Annotated in this window: 17 protein-coding genes; 13 read left to right on the top strand and 4 right to left on the bottom strand. The window is 64.2% G+C overall.

What is annotated here, in order from left to right; all coding sequences use genetic code 11:
* Nucleotides 1-28: 28 nt before the first annotated feature.
* The 7 genes from ACREB4_RS06630 (at nt 29) to tadA (ending at nt 6,931) form a co-directional block, all read left to right on the top strand.
* Entirely contained in the window at nt 29-613 is a 585-nt protein-coding gene (locus ACREB4_RS06630) for a 2'-5' RNA ligase family protein (protein ID WP_431587415.1), read from the top strand.
* Between the two features lie 108 nt (nt 614-721).
* Nucleotides 722-1,309 carry a biliverdin-producing heme oxygenase gene (locus tag ACREB4_RS06625; RefSeq protein WP_431587414.1) on the top strand — a complete coding sequence of 196 codons (588 nt, stop codon included), beginning with the start codon at nt 722-724 and terminating at the stop codon, nt 1,307-1,309.
* Nucleotides 1,302-3,566: an ATP-binding protein gene (locus ACREB4_RS06620; RefSeq protein WP_431587413.1), complete on the top strand. Its 2,265-nt coding sequence runs from the start codon at nt 1,302-1,304 to the stop codon at nt 3,564-3,566. Before ACREB4_RS06625 ends, ACREB4_RS06620 begins: the two co-directional genes overlap by 8 nt.
* 2 nt (nt 3,567-3,568) lie before the next feature.
* Complete coding sequence (locus tag ACREB4_RS06615; protein WP_431587412.1) at nt 3,569-4,027, top strand: response regulator; 459 nt, start codon at nt 3,569-3,571, stop codon at nt 4,025-4,027.
* A gap of 3 nt (nt 4,028-4,030) precedes the next feature.
* Nucleotides 4,031-5,995 (top strand): response regulator, encoded by a 1,965-nt coding sequence (locus tag ACREB4_RS06610; RefSeq protein WP_431587411.1) that lies wholly within the window; start codon nt 4,031-4,033, stop codon nt 5,993-5,995.
* A 79-nt stretch (nt 5,996-6,074) separates the two neighbouring features.
* Complete coding sequence (locus ACREB4_RS06605; protein WP_431587410.1) at nt 6,075-6,341, top strand: hypothetical protein; 267 nt, start codon at nt 6,075-6,077, stop codon at nt 6,339-6,341.
* Nucleotides 6,342-6,388: 47 nt separating this feature from the next.
* Nucleotides 6,389-6,931 (top strand): tRNA adenosine(34) deaminase TadA, encoded by a 543-nt coding sequence (gene tadA, locus ACREB4_RS06600; protein ID WP_431587499.1) that lies wholly within the window; start codon nt 6,389-6,391, stop codon nt 6,929-6,931.
* A 3-nt stretch (nt 6,932-6,934) separates the two neighbouring features.
* Here tadA and ACREB4_RS06595 read toward each other — a convergent pair whose 3' ends face one another.
* Complete coding sequence (locus ACREB4_RS06595; protein ID WP_431587409.1) at nt 6,935-8,056, bottom strand: beta-ketoacyl-ACP synthase III; 1,122 nt, start codon at nt 8,054-8,056, stop codon at nt 6,935-6,937.
* Between the two features lie 29 nt (nt 8,057-8,085).
* Nucleotides 8,086-9,774, bottom strand: coding sequence for an electron transfer flavoprotein-ubiquinone oxidoreductase (locus tag ACREB4_RS06590; RefSeq protein WP_431587408.1), 1,689 nt, complete (start codon nt 9,772-9,774; stop codon nt 8,086-8,088).
* Between the two features lie 209 nt (nt 9,775-9,983).
* Here ACREB4_RS06590 and ACREB4_RS06585 point away from each other — a divergent pair, with 209 nt between their 5' ends.
* The 6 genes from ACREB4_RS06585 to ACREB4_RS06560 all read left to right on the top strand — a co-directional run bounded on the left by ACREB4_RS06585 (nt 9,984) and on the right by ACREB4_RS06560 (nt 16,875).
* Nucleotides 9,984-10,769 carry an SDR family oxidoreductase gene (locus ACREB4_RS06585; protein ID WP_431587407.1) on the top strand — a complete coding sequence of 262 codons (786 nt, stop codon included), beginning with the start codon at nt 9,984-9,986 and terminating at the stop codon, nt 10,767-10,769.
* A 14-nt stretch (nt 10,770-10,783) separates the two neighbouring features.
* Nucleotides 10,784-11,251 (top strand): acyl-CoA thioesterase, encoded by a 468-nt coding sequence (locus tag ACREB4_RS06580; protein ID WP_431587406.1) that lies wholly within the window; start codon nt 10,784-10,786, stop codon nt 11,249-11,251.
* Between the two features lie 136 nt (nt 11,252-11,387).
* The gene (locus ACREB4_RS06575; protein WP_431587405.1) at nt 11,388-12,095 is read left to right on the top strand and encodes a CoA transferase subunit A; all 708 of its coding nucleotides are present in this window, start codon (nt 11,388-11,390) and stop codon (nt 12,093-12,095) included.
* A gap of 2 nt (nt 12,096-12,097) precedes the next feature.
* Nucleotides 12,098-12,730: a CoA transferase subunit B gene (locus ACREB4_RS06570; protein ID WP_431587404.1), complete on the top strand. Its 633-nt coding sequence runs from the start codon at nt 12,098-12,100 to the stop codon at nt 12,728-12,730.
* A gap of 88 nt (nt 12,731-12,818) precedes the next feature.
* Nucleotides 12,819-14,276, top strand: coding sequence for a DNA recombination protein RmuC (gene rmuC / locus ACREB4_RS06565; RefSeq protein WP_431587403.1), 1,458 nt, complete (start codon nt 12,819-12,821; stop codon nt 14,274-14,276).
* Nucleotides 14,277-14,352: 76 nt separating this feature from the next.
* Nucleotides 14,353-16,875 (top strand): EAL domain-containing protein, encoded by a 2,523-nt coding sequence (locus ACREB4_RS06560; protein WP_431587402.1) that lies wholly within the window; start codon nt 14,353-14,355, stop codon nt 16,873-16,875.
* A gap of 10 nt (nt 16,876-16,885) precedes the next feature.
* Here ACREB4_RS06560 and ACREB4_RS06555 read toward each other — a convergent pair whose 3' ends face one another.
* Complete coding sequence (locus ACREB4_RS06555) at nt 16,886-17,662, bottom strand: glutathione S-transferase family protein (RefSeq protein ID WP_431587401.1); 777 nt, start codon at nt 17,660-17,662, stop codon at nt 16,886-16,888.
* A complete protein-coding gene (locus tag ACREB4_RS06550) occupies nt 17,659-18,570 on the bottom strand; it encodes a glutathione S-transferase family protein (RefSeq protein WP_431587400.1) in 912 nt (303 codons plus the stop codon). Before ACREB4_RS06550 ends, ACREB4_RS06555 begins: the two co-directional genes overlap by 4 nt.
* Between the last annotated feature and the right edge of the window lie 44 nt (nt 18,571-18,614).

The following is an 18,614-nucleotide window of genomic DNA, read 5'->3' as shown; positions in this document are numbered from 1 at the left end:
CCTCTTTAACAAACGGACACGCAGCGCCATGGCGGATCAGATTTCACTCGATGGCTTCGATGCACCCAGCGAGCCCACCGATCGCCTGTTCTTCGCGCTGCTGCCCGAGGCCGCTGCCAGGGACCGCGTCGCCTCGCTGACGCGGCGCTTGCGAGGCGACCATGGGCTGGTCGCCAAGCCGATTCCCGCCGAACGGCTTCATGTCACCTTGCACCACCTGGGCGACTATGTTGGCTTGCCCGCCCACATCGTGGTTGCCGCGTCCGATGTGGCTGCGCGCTTGGTGGTGCCTTCTTTCGTCCTTGGGTTCGACCGCGTGGCGACCTTCTCTGGCAAGCCGGGCCGCCTGCCTCTGGTCTTGCGGGGCGATGAAAGCCTGGCCGGCGTGATGGCCTTGCAATCGGCCCTGGAGATGGGCCTGATCAAGGCGGGGCTGGTCAAAGGCCCGCGGGCGGCCTACACGCCGCACCTGACCCTGCTGTACGGGGACCGTCCCGTGGACGAGCGACTCATCGATCCCATCGCCTGGTCTGCGCGGGAGTTCGTGCTCGTGCGCAGTCTGATGGGCCGGGCCCAGTACACCGTGATCGGGCGTTGGCCGCTGCCGGCTTGATGTGGGGAGCCGCCTCCTTTGTCCCGTGAGGACGCCCTGAAATTGGCTTGCGGGCATACTTGAAAAATGATTGCCACAGCCCCTCCCAAAGCCGCCCAGGAGGCCCTCGTGCCCTGCAGCTTGCCCGAACGCTTGAAGCGCGAAACCGCGGCCGATCATGCCGAGGTGGAAGACGTCGTGCAGTTGATGGGCATCGACACGACCGCGCGTTACCTGACCGTGCTGGGCGCCTTCCAGGGCTTCTGGCCAGGCATCGAGGCACGCATCGACCATGCCTTGTCGGCGGCGCTCCGCGCGGAACTGGCGCCCCGTTGGCGCGCCCCACGCCTGAGCCACGACCTGGCGCGGCTGGGTCTCTCGTCTGCCGACATCCGTGGCTTGCCCGTCTGCGCCGACTGGCCCTGCATCGACAGTCCAGCGGCCGCTTTGGGCGCCTTGTACGTGACCGAAGGCTCCACGCTCGGTGCCAGACACATCAGCCGCCATCTGAACGAACGTCTCGGCATGGACGCCTCGTCGGGCGCCTCTTTCTTCGCGGGCCATGGTGACCAGACCGGCCATTTGTGGCTGCGCTTCAAGGCGCTGCTGAGCGAGCACCTGCCCACCGAATCTGAGCAGGACCAGGCCGTGCTGGCCGCCACCCAAACCTTTTCGGCCTTGAACCGGTGGTTCAAGATCGCGTTGCGCCATGGATGACTCAAACAACACGACCGATTTGACCGACTGCGACCGGGAGCCCATCCGCATCCCAGGCAGCATTCAGCCGCACGGCTACCTGATGTGTCTGGACAGGGCCGATTTGCGCATCCTTCAATACAGCGCCAACCTGCCGCGACTGTTCCAGGTCCCCGCGGAAGACCTGGTGCGGCTGCCCCTGGCGCGGCATGTCGGTGAAGCCCTGGTGCAAGACCTTGCACATGCCCTGCAAACCGGCATCGTCACTGAAACGCCTTATCTGGTGGGCAACTACCTGGTCGGACAAGTTGAGGCGGTTGGCCCTCGCTTCAATGCACTGGTCCATCAACACGATGGCCGCCTGATCCTCGAGCTGGAGGCTTCGGACAATGCGGATCCGCGGCGCTTTCCAATGATCTACCCCATGATGCGGGTCTTTGTCTCGCGTCTGCAGGATGCAGACAGTGTCAAGGAGCTGTGCCAATTGGCCGCCGAGGAAATGCGCCGCATCACGGGCTTTGGGCGAACCATGGTGTACCGCTTCGACGCGGCTGGCCATGGCGAGGTGCTGGGCGAGGACCGGGACGAGGCCTACACCTCGCACCTGGGCCAGTGGTTTCCGGCCGGCGACATCCCGCGCCAGGCCCGCGAGTTGTACCTGCTCAACCGCATCCGGGTCATTCCCAGCGCGTCCTACGAACCAGTGCCTTTGCTCTCGCCGGCCAACGGGGTGGCCGATGACCGGCCCATCGACCTGAGCCACGCCGTGCTGCGCAGCGTGTCGCCGGTGCACCTGGAGTACATGCGCAACATGGGCACGCTGGCCTCCATGTCGGTGTCGATCGTGGTCCGAGGTGAACTGTGGGGCTTGATCTCTTGCCACGACGCCCAGCCGCGCAATGTGGGCTTCGAGGTGCGGACGGCTTGCGAGCACCTGGGGCAGATCCTGTCCTTGCAGGTCGAGGCCAAACAGGAGCGTCAGGCCATCCGCCACCGGCTGGAGTTGCGCAGCATCCTCGTGTCTTTGCTGGCAGCCTTGAGCGATGACAAGGGCAGCCTGGGTGGCCTGTTGGACTCGGGGGTCGATCTGCTGCGCTTTGCCAATGCCGACGGCGCGGCCATCGTCCACAACGACGAGTGCCGCACCATCGGACGCGTCCCCGACACGGAGAAATTGCAGTTGCTGGCGACCTGGTTGCTGAACCACGGCAAGAGCGTGTTCAGTTGCGATTCGCTGGTGGATGTCTACCCGGCCGCCGAGGCGTTCGCCGACGTGGCTTGTGGCGTGCTCAGCGTGTCGATCTCGCAGGTGCACCGCCATTTGGTGATCTGGTTCCGCCAGGAGGTGGCCCAGACCATCGACTGGGCGGGCGATCCCCGCAAGGGCGTCGTCGTGGCCGCGTCCACGGGCCGGCTGCATCCGAGGCAAAGTTTCGACACCTGGCGGCAGATCGTTCGTGGCCGCAGCCTTCCGTGGCAGCCTGGAGAGCTGGACGCGGCCGAGCAACTCCGGCATGCCTTGCTTGCCATTGTGCTGAGGCGTGCCGAAGAGATGGCCGAACTGGCCGGCGAACTTGGCCGCATCAACAAAGAGCTGGAGGCATTTTCCTATTCGGTCTCGCATGATTTGAGGGCACCCTTGCGCCACATTTCGGGCTATGCCGACATGCTCATCGACAACGAGCACGAGGCTCTCAGCGAACGGGGCAAGCGGCATTTGGCGCATGTAAAAGATGCCGCACGATTTGCAGGTGAGCTGGTCGATGCGCTTTTGAGTTTTTCAAAGATGGGGCGCACGGCTTTGCGCAAAGTCCCCGTCGATCTGAACGAAGTGGTGCGCGACTTCGTCAAGGAAATTTCCTTCGACCATCCTGAACGCTCGATTCAATGGGACATCGGCCCCTTGCCCGTTGTTCAGGCCGACGTGGTGTTCGTGCACATCGCGATGCGCAACCTCATTGGCAATGCCGTGAAGTACACGCAAGGCAAGGATCCTGCTTATGTGTCCGTCACTTGCGAGGAATCGCCAGATGAATACCTGATCAAGGTGGCCGACAACGGCGTGGGTTTCAACATGAAATACGTCAACAAATTGTTCGGGGTGTTCCAGCGGCTGCATGCCGCGGAGCAATTCGAAGGAACCGGCATTGGCTTGGCCAACGTCAGGCGTGTCATCGAGCGCCATGGGGGCACGGTGTCCGCCCACGGCGAGCCCGGCCGGGGGGCCACCTTTTCGTTCACCTTGCCCAAGGAGCGGCCCGAGGCCACATCTCACTGACCATGCTCAAACCGATCTTGCTTGTTGAAGACGATCCTCGCGATCTTGAATTGACCCTGCTGGCGCTGGAGCGCAGCCAATTGGCCAACGAAGTGGTCATCGTGCGCGATGGCGCGCAGGCCCTGGACTATCTGTTGCAAGAGGGCGAGCACTCAGGCCGCCCCCAGGGCAACCCGGCCGTGGTCTTGCTGGACTTGAAGCTGCCCAAGGTCAGTGGCCTCGAAGTGCTGGAGGCGGTGCGTGCCTCGTCCTTGCTCAAAAGCATGCCCGTGGTCATGCTCACCTCGTCTCAGGAAGAGTCGGACCTCCTCCGCAGCTACGAACTGGGCGTGAACGCCTACGTCGTCAAGCCTGTTGATTTCAAGCAGTTCGTGGCGGCCATTTCCGACCTGGGCGTCTTTTGGGCCGTGCTCAATGAGCCCCCGCCGGGCTCCCTGCGCGTGGCCCGCAAGCACGACTGATCGATGGCCAAGCTGACACCGCCTTCCGACTTGCTGTCGCTTCGTGTCCTCCTGCTGGAGGACGATCCCATGGATGCGGAGCTCCTGACCGAAGCCTTGCGGCGTTCGGCCGAGCTCGACGTGACCGTTGACTGGGTCAGCGACGAAGCGGCCTACACGCGGGCGCTGGAAAACGGCGGCCACGATGTGGTCCTGTCCGACTTTTCATTGCCCAGCTTTTCGGGCGGGGAAGCGCTCGAACTGGCCTTGCGACTGTCGCCCAACATCCCGTTCATCATCGTGTCGGGCGTGATGGGCGAGGAGATCGCGGTTGAAATGCTGAAGGCCGGGGCCACCGATTACCTGCTCAAGTCCAGGTTGCAGCGTTTGCCCTATGTGCTGCGGCGCGCCATGCGCGAAGTGAGCGAGCGTCGCCAGCGGCTCAGCGTCGAGCAGGCCCTGCGCGAATCCAACACGGTGTACAGCCGCCTGGTTGAGTCGCTGCGCGACTACGCCGTGCTGCTCATCGACCCGAGTGGCTGCATCCGCGCCTGGAACAACGCGTCCGAGACCATCTTCGGTTGGCGCCGTGAAGAGGTGATGGGCCGGCATGCTGGCTTTCTTTTCCGCGAGGAGGACCGCAAGTCGGAGGTGTTCGAGCAAGAACTTCACCACGCTACCGTCTCGGGACGCAGCAGCGATGACCGATGGTTGCAGCGCAAGAACGGCGACACTTTTTTTGCCACTGGCGTGACCACCCTCGTGCACGGCGATGATGGGCGGCTGATTGGTTTCTCGAAGATCGTGCGCGATGGGACGCAAGCGCAGGCGGCCGCGCAGGCCCTGCAGAGTGCCAAGGACGAGGCCGAGCGCGCCAACCGCGCCAAGGACCGCTTTCTGGCCGTGTTGTCCCACGAATTGCGCACACCGCTCATGCCCATCTCGGCCGCCGCCGAGGTGCTTGAACGTCGCCTGGCTTTGCCCGACGACCTGAAGAGCCTCGTCACCATGATCCGGCGCAATGTGGCGCTGGAAGCTCGCCTGATCGACGATCTGCTCGACCTCACCAGCATCGACCACGGCAAGCTCAACTTGCAATCAAAACCAGTGGACATCCAATTGCTGATCTCGGCCGTGCTGGAAATGCTGGGCGATGACATCCGAGGCAAGAAGCTGTGGCTCCACAAAGACCTCGCGCTCGGCTCGCTGGTGGTGGCTGGTGATGCGAGCCGCCTGCAGCAAATCCTCTGGAACGTGATCCGCAATGCCATCAAGTTCACCCCGCCCAGTGGCAGCTTGACGGTGCGCAGCCGCCTGAACGCCGGGCGTGTCGAGGTCAGTTGCCAGGACACGGGCATCGGCATCCAGCCCGACGCCTTGCAACGCCTGTTCATGCCCTTCGAGCAGGTTGATCCCCAAATTGCCCGGCAGTTTGGTGGCTTGGGCCTGGGCCTGGCCATCGCGCATGGCCTGGCCCAGGCCCATGGCGGGGAACTGCGGGCCGACAGCGAGGGGCCGGGCCATGGCGCGACCTTCACCCTGTCATTGCCGGCAGTGCAAGACCAGGTCGACAGCGCGCCATCCGGGCGGGGCAGTGTGCCCGCGCCATCGGTTGCAGTGCGTCGTTCGGTGCTGTTGGTGGAGGACAACCTCGATTCCGCCGAGGCGCTGTCCATGGCCTTGGACATGCAGGGCTACGAAGTGACCCACGCGATGAGCATCAAGGACGCCTTGCACAAAGCGGGGCAGCATGGTTTCGACGCCGTGGTGAGCGACCTGGGCTTGCCTGATGGCAGTGGCCGAGAAGTTGCGCGGGCCCTGGCGCCCCGAATGCCCTGCATCGCCTTGTCAGGCTATGGGTCGGACGACGACCTGAATGCCTCCCGCCAGGCCGGTTTTGCCGGGCACCTCACCAAGCCCGTTGATCCCAGTGACATCGATGCCTTGTTGCGGGCCTTGATCGCCGAAAGGGCGCCAGCCGCCGGGTAGGGGTGGGCTACGGGCCATAATCTGCGCATACCCGAGCCGGGGACCAGCGCGGCGAACAACGCCGAAGGATGACGCCGACATGCGTGGTTTGTTTTCATTGGTGGGCCTGTTGGTCGTGCTGGCCATCGTGGGGTTGATCGCCAAGCACCAGTTGAGCGGCTCGGGCAGCCACAAGGCGGCCACCGCCTCGTCGTCTCCGGTCAGCGATGCCGTGAATGGCAAGGCGCCTCAAGTCGACACCGTCCAGCAAGGCCAGCAACTGCAAAAGCAGGTGCAAGATGATGTCAACCGGGCGATGCAGAACCGTGCCTCGGACCTCGAACAGCAAGCCGACCCCAAGCCGTGAACGACGACAAGACCGACAGCGGGTTCACCCCCGCCGATGACAGCGCCATGCGCATCGCCCTCGACCAGGCCCACAACGCCTGGCTGGCGGGCGAGGTGCCCGTGGGTGCCGTCATCATGCGGGAAGGGCAGGTGATCGCCACTGGCTACAACCGCCCCATCACCACGCACGACCCCACCGCGCACGCAGAGATCGTGGCTTTGCGCCACGCCTCGCAATTGCTGGAAAACTACCGCCTGCCGGATTGCGAGCTCTACGTCACCTTGGAGCCCTGTGCCATGTGCGCCATGGCCCTGATGCACGCGCGCTTCAAACGTGTGGTGTTCGCCGCGCCCGACCCCAAAACCGGCGTGGCCGGTTCGGTGCTCGATTTGTTCGCCAACCGGCAGTTGAACCACCACACGCAGATTGTCGGGGGCTTGCTGGCCGAGCCGGCGTCCAGGCTGCTCAAGTCATTTTTTGCAGAGCGTCGCGCTCAGCTGAAGGCCGAACGCGATGCGGCCAGGGCGCTCGCGGATGACGAGCCCATTCCCGTCGGCCAAGTCATTGAAATGCCCGACCACGGCGACAGTGGCGGCGAGGACCGCTGAGTTTTACAGCTTGCGCACCACCACGCTGCCGATCGAATAGCCTGCCCCGAACGAGCAGATCACGCCGAGGGCGCCTCGATTCAGGTCGCCATGGTGAACGTGGAAAGCGATCACCGAACCGGCCGACGAGGTGTTGGCGAACTCATCCAGGATGAGCGGTGCGATGTCGGGGGTGACTTCGCCACCCACCAGCTTCTTGATCACCAGCTGGTTCATGCTCAGGTTGGCCTGGTGCAGCCAGAAGCGGCGCACGTCCACGGGCTGCAAAGACAGGTCCTTGAGGTGCGCCTCGATGTGGGCGGCGGCCATGGGCACCACTTCCTTGAACACCTTGCGGCCTTCCTGGCGGAAAGTTTTGTCGCGGGCGTTGGGGTCGGTGTCCTCGCAACGGTTCATGTAGCCGAAGTTGTTGCGGATGGCGTTGGAAAACTGCGTGGCCAGCTTGGTGCCCAGCACTTCCCATTGGTCGTTGCTGGTGGCGGTGTCCGCGCGTTCCACGATGACGGCCGTGCAGGCATCGCCAAAGATGAAATGGCAATCGCGGTCGCGCCATTCCTGGTGGCCCGAGGTGATCTCGGGATTGATCACCAGCACGCAACGGGCGGTGCCCGCGCGGATCGCATTGACGGCCTGCTCGATGCCAAAGGTGGCCGAAGAGCAGGCCACGTTCATGTCGAAGCCATAGCCGCCAGCGCCCAGCGCCTGCTGGATCTCGACGGCCATGGCGGGGTAGCCGCGCTGCATGTTGGAGGCCGCGCAGATCACGCCATCGATGTCCTTGCCCTGCTTGCCGGCCTGTTCCATGGCCTGGCGGGAGGCGTGGACCGCGATCTCCGCCATCAAGGACAGTTCGTCATCAGCACGTGGGGCCAGACGGGGAAACATGCGGTGCGGGTCCAGCACGCCGCTCTTGTCCATCACGTAGCGCTGCTTGATGCCTGAGGCACGCTCGATGAACTCGACGCTGGAAGGCGCGAGCGGCTCGCGTTCTCCGGCGGCGATCTGGTCGGCGAACTTGGCGTTCTGCAGCTCGACGTAGGCGTTGAAGGACTCCACCAGCTCAGCGTTGGTGATGGTCTGGGAAGGCTTGAACAAGCCGGTTCCGCTGATTACTACTTTGGTCATGATGGTGGGCTTCCTGGAGCGGCGACTGTTTACATGCCTGCGTAGTTCGGCCCGCCGCCACCTTCAGGCGTGACCCAGACGATGTTCTGGGTGGGGTCCTTGATGTCGCAGGTCTTGCAGTGCACGCAGTTTTGCGCGTTGATCTGCAGCCGGTCCGTGTTGTCTTCGTTCTTGACGAATTCGTACACGCCCGCCGGGCAGTAGCGCGACTCGGGGCCCGCGTACTTGGCCAGGTTGATGTCCACCGGCACCGAAGCGTTCTTCAAGGTCAGGTGGGCCGGCTGGTGTTCCTCGTGGTTCGTGTTGGACACGAACACCGAGCTCAGGCGATCGAAGGTGATCTTGCCATCGGGCTTGGGGTAATCGATCTTGGCGCACTCGGCCGCCGGCTTGAGGAAGGTGTGGTCCGCGGCGGGATTGGGCAGGGTCCACGGCGGCGACTTGATGCCCAAGCGAGGCAGCAGCCAGTGTTCGACGCCGGTCATGATCGAGCCCACGTACAGGCCCTTCTTGAACCAGGTCTTGAAGTTCTTGGCGCCGTTCAGCTCGTCGTGCAGCCAGCTCTTCTCGAAGGCCACGGGGTAGGCGTTCAACTCGTCGTACTGGCGGCCCGCGGTCACGGCGGCGAAGGCCGCTTCAGCGCACAGCATGCCCGACTTGATGGCCGCGTGGCTGCCCTTGATGCGCGAGGCGTTCATGTAGCCAGCGTCGCAACCGACCAGGGCGCCACCAGGGAACACGGTCTTGGGCAGGCTGGGCAGGCTGCCGTTGTTGATGGCGCGAGCGCCATAGCTGATGCGCTTGCCGCCTTCGATGTGCTTGAGGATGCTCGGGTGCTTCTTCCAGCGCTGCATCTCTTCGAACGGGCTCAGCCAAGGGTTCTTGTAATCGAGGCCGACCACCAGGCCCAAGGTGACCTTGTTGTCTTCCAGGTGGTACAGAAAACCGCCACCGAAGGTTTCGGAGTCCATGGGCCAGCCAGCGGTGTGCACCACCAAGCCCGGTTGTGCCTTGGCCGGGTCGATTTCCCAGAGTTCCTTGATGCCGATGCCGAAGCTGGGAGGCGCCTTGCCATCGTCCAGTTTGAACTTGCTGATCAGTTGCTTGCCCAGGTGACCACGCGCGCCTTCGGCGAAGATGGTGTACTTGGCCAGCAGTTCCATGCCCAGCTGGAAGTTGTCGGTGGGCTCGCCGGACTTGTCGACACCCAGGTTGCCGGTGGCCACGCCCTTGACGCTGCCGTCATCGTTGTAGAGCACTTCGGCGGCGGCGAAACCGGGGAAGATTTCGACGCCCAGGCCCTCGGCCTGCTGGCCCAGCCAGCGCACCACGTTGCCCAGGCTGATGACGTAATTGCCTTCGTTGTGGAAGTTGTTGGGGATCAGGGCCTGCGGGGTCTTGAAGACGCTGGTTTCGCTGGTCATGAACAGCACCTCGTCGGCCGTGACGGGCTGGTTCAGCGGCGCGCCGAGTTCTTTCCAGTTGGGGAAGAGTTCGGTGATGGCGCGCGGGTCCATCACGGCGCCCGACAAGATGTGAGCGCCCGGTTCGGAGCCTTTTTCCAGCACGCAAACCGACACTTCTTTGCCAGCGGCGGCGGCCAGTTGCTTCAGGCGGATGGCCGTGGCCAGACCACCCGGGCCGGCGCCGATGACGACCACGTCGTATTCCATCGATTCACGTGGGCCAAACTGGGCAAGGATTTCCTGGGGCGTCATCGTGCTTCCTTCTACTGGGCGGATGAATGTTGTTGTGTTCTGGACTGAACCAGCGATTCTAAAACGGGCTGTGTTTCATATTTTGCCGGAAAAAAGCACGATCGTTCGAAAATCTGCGCATCGGGGCCAAATGCGGTGCCCCGTGCTAAGGTTCAAACCATCCACCTTATAAAACCCCCCTGAGAGATTCGCAGAGGAATTGCCCCAGCATGAGCTACAACATTGACTTGGCCGGCCGCGTGGCCCTGATCACCGGTGCTTCCAGCGGACTGGGCACCCAGTTCGCCCTGACCCTGGCCCAGGCTGGCGCCGCCGTCGTGCTCGCCGGACGCCGTGTCGAGCGCCTCAAGACCTTGCGCGCCGAGATCGAAGCCGCCGGTGGCGATGCGCACGTGGTTGGCATGGACGTGACCGACATCGACAGCATCCGCGCCGCCGTGGCCCACGCCGAGACCGAGGTCGGTGCGATCGACATCCTGATCAACAACTCGGGTGTCAGCACCACCGAACGCCTGCAAGACGTGACCGCCGAAAGCTACGATTTCATCTTCGACACCAACACCCGCGGCGCCTTTTTCACCGCGCAGGAAGTGGCCAAGCGCATGCTGGCCCGTGCCCAGGGCTCGGCGCCTGGCACCTTCACTGGTGGCCGCATCGTCAACATCGCGTCGGCTGGTGGCTTGCGCACCATGCCGATGATCGGCGTGTACTGCATGAGCAAGGCCGCCGTGGTGCACATGACCAAGGTCATGGCGGCTGAATGGGGCCGTTTCGGCATCACCACCAACGCCATCTGCCCCGGCTACATCGAGACCGAGCTGAACTCGCGGCACTTCAACAGCGAAGCCGGGAAGAAGTTGATCAACATGCTGCCGCGCAAGCGCCTGGGCCAAGCCAAAGACCTGGATGCCTTGTTGGTCACGCTGTGCGCGCCGCAGAGTGATTTCATCAACGGTGCCATCATTTCCGCCGACGACGGCATGACCGCCGCCTGACCGCCTGAGAAACCATGCGACTGGACATCCCCGAAGACAAGATCCTCGTTCACCACGTCACCCTGCCTGTTTACTGGGGCGACATGGACGCCTTGGGCCACGTCAACAACGTGGTCTATTTCCGGTACATGGAGCAAGTGCGGGTGGCCTGGATTGCCAGCCTCAGCGGTCCGGTTGCCAGCGGGGTCGATGGCCCGGTGATCGCGAACACCTTCTGCAATTTCTACCGCGAGCTGGAGTTCCCCGCGCAGGTGTTGGTCAAACTCTACGTCGCCAACCCGGGTCGCACCAGCTTCGACACTTTCGTGACCATTGAGCGCACCGATCAGCCCGGCGAGGTCTGCGCGGCAGGCGGGGCCACCCTGGTGTGGGTCAGCTCGGCGGAAAGGCGGCCCATCCCGCTGCCGCCTTTCCTGCGTGCCATTGTCGGGCCCGTGCCTGCGCTGCCTGGCACCGAGGCACCGCCCGCTTTGCCGGGGTAAGCAACTCTGCGGGTGGTTTTTCGTCCAATTCGCTGGATTTTTGACGGCCAGCCGGTGTACGCTGGCAATGTTGCAGTGCAGCGAAACCCGGCTCGCCGGTGCTGCGCCGCGTGTCCCATGCACAAGGAGTGATTGGATGAACAAGGTCTATCCCGATGCAGCCAGCGCCCTGGCCGGCATCGTCAAGGACGGTCAGTTGATGGCGGTCGGCGGCTTCGGCCTGTGTGGCATTCCCGAGGCCTTGATCGACGCCCTGGCGGCGTCCGGCGTCAAAGACCTCACGGTGATTTCCAACAACGCTGGCGTCGATGGTTTTGGCCTGGGCAAGTTGCTCAACAGCCGTCAGATCAAGAAGATGATTTCGAGCTATGTGGGCGAGAACAAGGAGTTCGAGCGCCAGTACCTGGCCGGGGAGTTGGAGCTTGAATTCACCCCCCAGGGCACACTGGCCGAGAAGCTGCGGGCCGGTGGTGCGGGCATCCCGGCCTTCTTCACCAAGACCGGTGTGGGCACCCTGGTGGCCGAAGGCAAGGAAACGCGCGACTTCGATGGCAGCACCTACGTGATGGAACGGGCCCTGCTGCCCGAAGTGTCGCTGGTCAAGGCCTACAAGGCCGACAAGTCGGGCAATCTGGTGTTCCGCCGCACGGCGCGCAACTTCAACCCGGCGGTGGCCATGGCCGGCAAGGTCACCATCGTCGAGGTCGAGCACTTGCTCGAGATCGGCGAGCTGGACCCGGACAGCGTGCACCTGCCTGGCATCTACGTGAGCCGCATCGTGGTGAATGCCCACCCCGAAAAGCGCATCGAAAAGCGCACCATCACCGAAAAAGCAGGAGCCTGACCATGCCTTGGACCCACGACCAAATGGCCGCCAAGGCGGCGGCTGAATTGCAGGATGGCTTCTACGTCAACCTCGGCATCGGCCTGCCCACGCTGGTGGCCAACCACGTGTCGCCCGACATCGATGTCTGGTTGCAGAGCGAAAACGGCATGCTGGGCATCGGCCCTTTCCCGACCGAAGACCAGGTCGACGCCGACCTGATCAACGCCGGCAAGCAAACCGTGACCACCATCCCCGGCTCGTCCATCTTTGGCTCGCACGACAGCTTTGCCATGATCCGCGGCGGCAAGATCAACTTGTCCATCCTGGGCGCGATGCAGGTCAGCGAACATGGCGACCTGGCCAACTGGATGATCCCCGGCAAGATGGTCAAGGGCATGGGCGGCGCCATGGATTTGGTGGCCGGCGTCAAGCGCGTGATCGTGCTGATGGAACACACCGCCAAGGGGAACGAACACAAGCTCCTCAAGGCCTGCAGCTTGCCCTTGACGGGCGTGGGCGTGGTCAACCGCATCATCACCGAGCTGTGCGTGCTGGACGTGACGCCCGCGGGTTTCAAGTGCGTGGAGTTGGCACCCGATGTGACGCTGGAGCAGGTGCGCGAGAAGACTGGCGCGCCAGTGTTGGCCGACTGAAAAGCTGGGGAGCATTGCCCCTTGAACCAGGCCGCCTGCGGGCGGCCTTTCTCATGCGCGCATGTCGCTGTCTGAGACAATGCCGGCCATGAACTGGATCACCTGGATTTTGCTGGCCTTGAACCTGGCCTTGCTGCTGTGGCTGGCCACGCGGCGTGGCGATGATGCGCCCTTGAAGCGCGTGGCCGACGAGCTGAAACACGACCTGCGCAGCCAAAGCGAACAACTCGACCGCAACCTGCGCGACGAGGTGGCCCGCAGTGCCGCCGGCACGCGCCAGGAGTTGGGCTCCACCCTGGCCCATTTCCAGCAGACCTTGCTCGCGCAGCAGGGCGACGTGGTCCGCACGCAGAACGAGCAACTCGACAGCTTCCGCGTGCAGCTGGCTCAGATGCAGCAGTCGCTGAGCGACACCCTGCGCCAGACCACCACCACCTTGGCTGAACAGGCACAAGCCACGCGCGAGACGCAGGATTCCGCTTTCAAGCGCTTTTCCGACACCTTGAATGAGCAACTGAGGCAGTTGTCCGACACCAACGAGCGCCGCCTGATCGAAGTTCGGACCACCGTCGACACGCGCTTGCAAGCCTTGCAGGCCGACAACGAGAAGAAGCTGGAGCAGATGCGCCAGACCGTGGACGAGAAGCTGCACGCGACGTTAGAAGCCCGCTTGGGTGAAAGCTTCAAGCAGGTGGCCGACCGGCTTGAGCTGGTGCACCGCGGCCTGGGCGAGATGCAGCGCCTGGCCAGTGACGTGGGCTCGCTCAACCGGGTGCTGAACAACGTCAAGACGCGCGGCATCTTCGGCGAGGTGCAGCTGGCCGGTTTGCTGGAGCAGGTCTTCACGCCCGAGCAATACGCCGTCAACGTCGAGACTGTGCCCGGCAGCGGTGCCCGGGTCGAGTTCGCGATCCGCTTGCCGGGCCGTGGCGCACCAGGCTCGGCCCCCTTGTGGCTGCCGCTGGACGCCAAGTTTCCGCGCGAAGACTACGAGCGCCTGCTGGAAGCGCAAGACCGTGCCGATGTGGCGGCGGTCGAGGCGGCCGGCAAGGCCATCGAGCAGCGCCTGCGCGCGGAGGCCCGCACCATCGCTGAAAAATACCTGGCGCCGCCGCACACCGCCGACTTCGCCATCCTTTTCCTGCCCACCGAAGGCCTCTACGCCGAAGCGCTGCGCCGTCCCGGCCTTTTTGAAGCCCTGCAGCGCGAACACCGGGTGATGCTGGCCGGCCCCACCACCTTGCTCGCCACGCTCAACAGCCTGCAGATGGGTTTCCGCACCCTGGCGCTGGAGCAGCGTTCGTCCGAGGTCTGGCAGGTGCTGGGTGCGGTCAAGACCGAGTTCGCCAAGTTCGGCGACGTGTTGGCCAAGACCAAGAAGAAGCTGGAAGAGGCGGGCAACACGATTTCATCGGTCGAAACGCGCACCCGCATGATGGGGCGCGCGCTCAAGGGCGTCGAGTCCATGCCCGATGCGCAAGCCCAGGCCTTGCTGCCCACCGAGAACCCGCTGGACGCCGACGAGGGCACCCCCGAGTTGCCCTGATCAAGTTCCCCGCCGGGCTGCCGATACCAAGGGTTGCCTTCAACCAACAAGGTGCTCGGTGGCGCGGATACTGTGGATGGTTTTCCTGTGGTTCGGCATGGCGGTGGCCCAGGCCAGCCCGCCTGGCTTTGGCGTCGCCGATGTCTCGGCGTTGCCGGGTCGCGGCGAACAGGTGCCCATGGCCATGTTGCGCCCTGCCAAGGCGGCCTCCGCCACCGAGGCCGTCGAGCCGCCCGACGACGCCGCCCCTTGGGCACCCCAAGCCTTGGGCATCCGGCCCCTGGGCTTCAGCGATGAAGGTGTCTGGACCCGAGCGCGGCTCGCCAATCCGGGCCGGCAGGCGATGTCCGGCTGGCTGGTGGTGACCGAGCCTTTCGCCGACTGGGTGGATTGCGTGGTCACTTCACCGAGGGGCGAGACCACCACCTACCGGATGGGCGACCACCGGCCTTACGCCGAGCGCCCGATCCCGCATCCCCGCTTCATCCTGCCCTTGACCTGGCGTTCGGGCGAGACCTTGGAAGTGCGCTGCTACATCCGCAACCAAGGCGCCATGTTGGTGGCTTTCGAGTATTGGCAGCCGGCCAATTTCTGGGCCGTCGAGCGCAAGATGGCCATGGCCAAGTTCCTGGGCTATGGCGCGGTGCTGCTGGTGATCTGCTGCGGTGTGCTGGGCCTGCTGGTCAACCGCATCCCCGCGGCCATGTTGCTCGTGATCGAACTGGTGCCCCTGTTGATGGGCACGCTGGCCGGCGAAGGCGATGCTTTCGAGTTCTTGTGGCCAGCGCATCCCGCCTTCAACCTGCCACCTTTCATGTGGACCTTGACGGCCTGCATGGCGGGCACCGTGGTGGTCAATCGCATCCTGCCGCTGGCGCGCATCGAGAAGTTCTTGGTCAAGCTGGTCGTGGCCACCGCCTTGAGTTTGATGCTGCTGGCGGTGGCGATTCCCATGAGCCAGCCGCTAGGGGCCGCTGTCAATGTCCTGCCCTTGGGCTACCTGCTGCTGCTGGTGGCCTTGTGTCTGAGGCATTGGCGCGGCGGCCACTTGCCGCGCATCCTCGCGGTGGGCGTGGGTGCACAGGCCTTGGGCCTGGTCGGCGTGCTGCTAGGGGTGTTGGGCGTGCTGGGCCCCGCGGCCCGCTTGTCGGCCTTGTTCGCCAGCGTGGTCAAGGCCATGAGCCTGGCCGTGGCGCTGGCCTACCGCATGCGCGTCGAGCGTGAGCAGGGGCTTCAAGCGCAGCAGGCGCACACCCGTGAGCTGGAGCAACGTCTGGCCTACGAATCGCAACTGCGGCACGTGGCCACCCACCACCTGCGCTACGGCTTGCCCAACCAGGCCTTGCTGGACGAGGCGCTTCGGCGGGCCACGCTCACACCAAGGCCCTTGGTGTTGTCACTGTGGGTGATCAGGCTCAACCGCTTGTCTTTCCTCGAATCCATCCTGCCGCGTGAGCGCCTGGCCAAACTGGTGGAAGGCTATGCCAGCACCATTGCCGAGTGGCTGCAGGGGCGGGACGACCTGCGCCTGTTGACGGTGGAAAACGCTTTGTACGTGGTCGCGCTCGATGACGGCACCCTGGCTTTTGCCTCGGTGGGCCAGCCGCCCAAGGCGGCCATGGTGGAGCTCACGGCTTTCCTCACGCACCGCTACGAGCAAGATGGCCTGTTCATCGCCTGGGACCCGCACGTGGGGGTGTCCTGCACGCCTTCCGAGCAGAACCAGGCCCACGACATGATCGATGAAGCGCGGGTGGCCTTGCAGTGGAGCAACGCCCACCAGCGCGTGGTCATGTTCGATGCCGAACGCATGAAGCGCGAGCAGCTGTCCTATGGCCTGACGCTGGACCTGGAAGGCGCCATCGTGCGCGGCGAACTGGTGCTGCATTACCAGCCCAAGGTCGACCTGCCTTCGCGCCAGACCAAGTCCTTCGAAGCCCTGGTGCGCTGGCGTCACCCGGTGCGGGGCATGATCCCGCCCGGCGCCTTCATCGCCGAAGCCGAGGCCACGGGCGCGATCAACCGCCTGACCATGTGGGCCATCCGCGAGACGGCGCGTTTCCTGCTGACCTTGCCCGATCCCGACGTGCGCGTGTCAGTCAACATCTCGGCGTTTGATTTGGCCACGCCCCGTTTCGTGGAGCAGGTGCTGGCCATTCTGCGCGAAGAGCATTGCCCGCCCGAGCGGCTGATCCTCGAGGTGACCGAGTCGGCCGCGCTGAGCGACCGCGAGCGCGCCTTGGGCATCCTGTCGGCCTTGCGGCGCGCCGGTGTGCAGATCGCGCTGGACGACTTCGGCACCGGCTATTCCTCGCTGGCCATCCTGCAGGAGCTTCCGCTGGACGAGGTGAAGGTGGACCGCAGCTTCGTGACCGACCTGAAAGAGTCACAGCGCAAGCAGGAGGTGCTCAAGGCCATGATCGACGTGGGCCACCGCCTGGGTCTGACCGTGACCATCGAGGGCGTCGAGCAGGAGGACAGCGTGGACTGGCTGACCCTGCACGGCTGCGACGTGATCCAGGGCTTCGTGTTCAGCCGGCCGCTGGAGGCCCAGGTGGCCAGGCAGTGGCTTCAGGCGCAGCAAGCCGTCCTGGCCTGAACCTTGTTGATCAGGCCGCTTGCCTGACCTGGCTGTCGGCCTGGAACTGTCCGCGGTGCAGGTCGTACATCGATCGCACCCATTGCAGCGCACGCCGGTCACGCCATGGCGCTGTGGCATCCACCATGGTCTGCTGGTAGACCGGGTCACCATAGACTGGGTGCTGGCGCGGGCAGGCGATGGGCGCCAGCAAGGACGCCGCCGTGATGTCGGCCGCCGTGAATTGGTGGCCCACCAGGTATGTGCGGCCTTCGCTCAGCTGGCCTTCCAGCCAATCGATCACTTCGGTGATGCGTTGGTGGGCCCGCGCGGCCCCTCGCTCGGTGATGTTGAGTTTGCGCCGGAAAGCCCAGCGGATGAAGCCGTAGGCCTGGCGCACGAAGACCGCTTGCCAGGGCGTGGCGTGGTCGGTCCACAGCTTGAGGATGTGCGCGTCCCCCTGGCCGAAGCTGGCCGCGTACAGCGCACGGGCCACGTCCTTGCCGATGGCATCGAACCGGCGTTCGACGGCGTGGATGTCCTGGCTCAGAGCCTTGGGGATCAAGGTGAAGGGCGCGTGCGTTTCTTCAAGCCACAACAGGATGCGGCTGCTGTCCTGGATGGTGGCCCGGGGTGTCTTCAAGACGGGCAGGGTGGTTTTGCCGCGCATGCCCATGATCAGCGCAGGCGCGATGTGGAACACCGGCGTCATGCGCACTTCGCGGTAGTCGATGTTGGCGACCTCCAGGGTCCAGCGGATCTTCTCGCTGTAGTGGGACATGGCAAAGGTGTAAAGCGTCCAGCTCATGATGCCTTGACCTCCCGAACGCGGTAGCCGAGTCGGGGGAAATGCACGCGGACGTGGCCCACACGCTCATTGTGCTGTTCCAGGGTCAGCCGTTCGGCATTGATGCCCACCAGTTCGCCTTCGACCGTGGTGCCGTGTCCCAGTGATTCGGGCGTGACGCTGACGAGCTGTCCCAAGGCCAGGCCCGACACGTCGGGCGACACGCTTTGGTAGGTGAGCGGCGCGGGCTGGTTGGCTGCGGCCAATGCGATGGCCTCCTCGGCCGTCATGTCCGTGCGTTCGCCATGGCCGAAGGCTTTCATGCGTTCCATCCACGCGGCGGTCTTGGGAAAGCGTGTGAAGTCGAAGCGGCCATTGCGGGCGAACCACAGGGTCGAATACAAGGTGAAATCGCCGGTGCCCGGTGTGCCGCCGTTGACGAAAGGCTGCGCGGCCAGGCCGCTTTCCACCCAGGCCACATTGATGGCCAGTTCCTGCTCGGCCAGTGGCACCGCGCGCTTGAGCGCTTCACGGTTCAAGGGGGCGCCACGCAAAGCGGCGCGGTCGGCCAAAAATTCATCGGGCAGGTGATCGACGTTCTTGCCGAAGGTGTAGGCCACGGCTTTGCCAAACAGGGTCAGGTCCACCCAGTGTTCGACGATGTCGTTCCAGCCGCAGCCTTGGGTGGCGGGCGAAGGCGCCAATCGCTCCAACTCCAGCGCAATCATGCGCGTGTCGCAAAACACATCAGCGCCGATCTGCAGCACGGGCACCTTGCGGTAGCCGGCGGTCAGGGCGACCAGGTCGGGCTTGGGTGCAATGCGCGGCACGATGACCGAGCGCCAGTTCAAACCCTTGTAGCCCAGCAAGGCCCGGATCTTTTCAGCGTAGGGAGATTCGTTGTAGTGGTGCAGAACGAGGTCGCTCATGAAGGCCTTTCGTCGATTTGCGCGCATTGTCCCGTGTCCCTGTC

Origin of the sequence: Aquabacterium sp. (genome assembly GCF_050725395.1) — a bacterium.
GTDB lineage: Bacteria > Pseudomonadota > Gammaproteobacteria > Burkholderiales > Burkholderiaceae_C > Aquabacterium.
The sequence above is the reverse complement of the archived record's forward strand: the minus strand, read 5'-3'. Positions and strand labels throughout refer to the sequence as shown.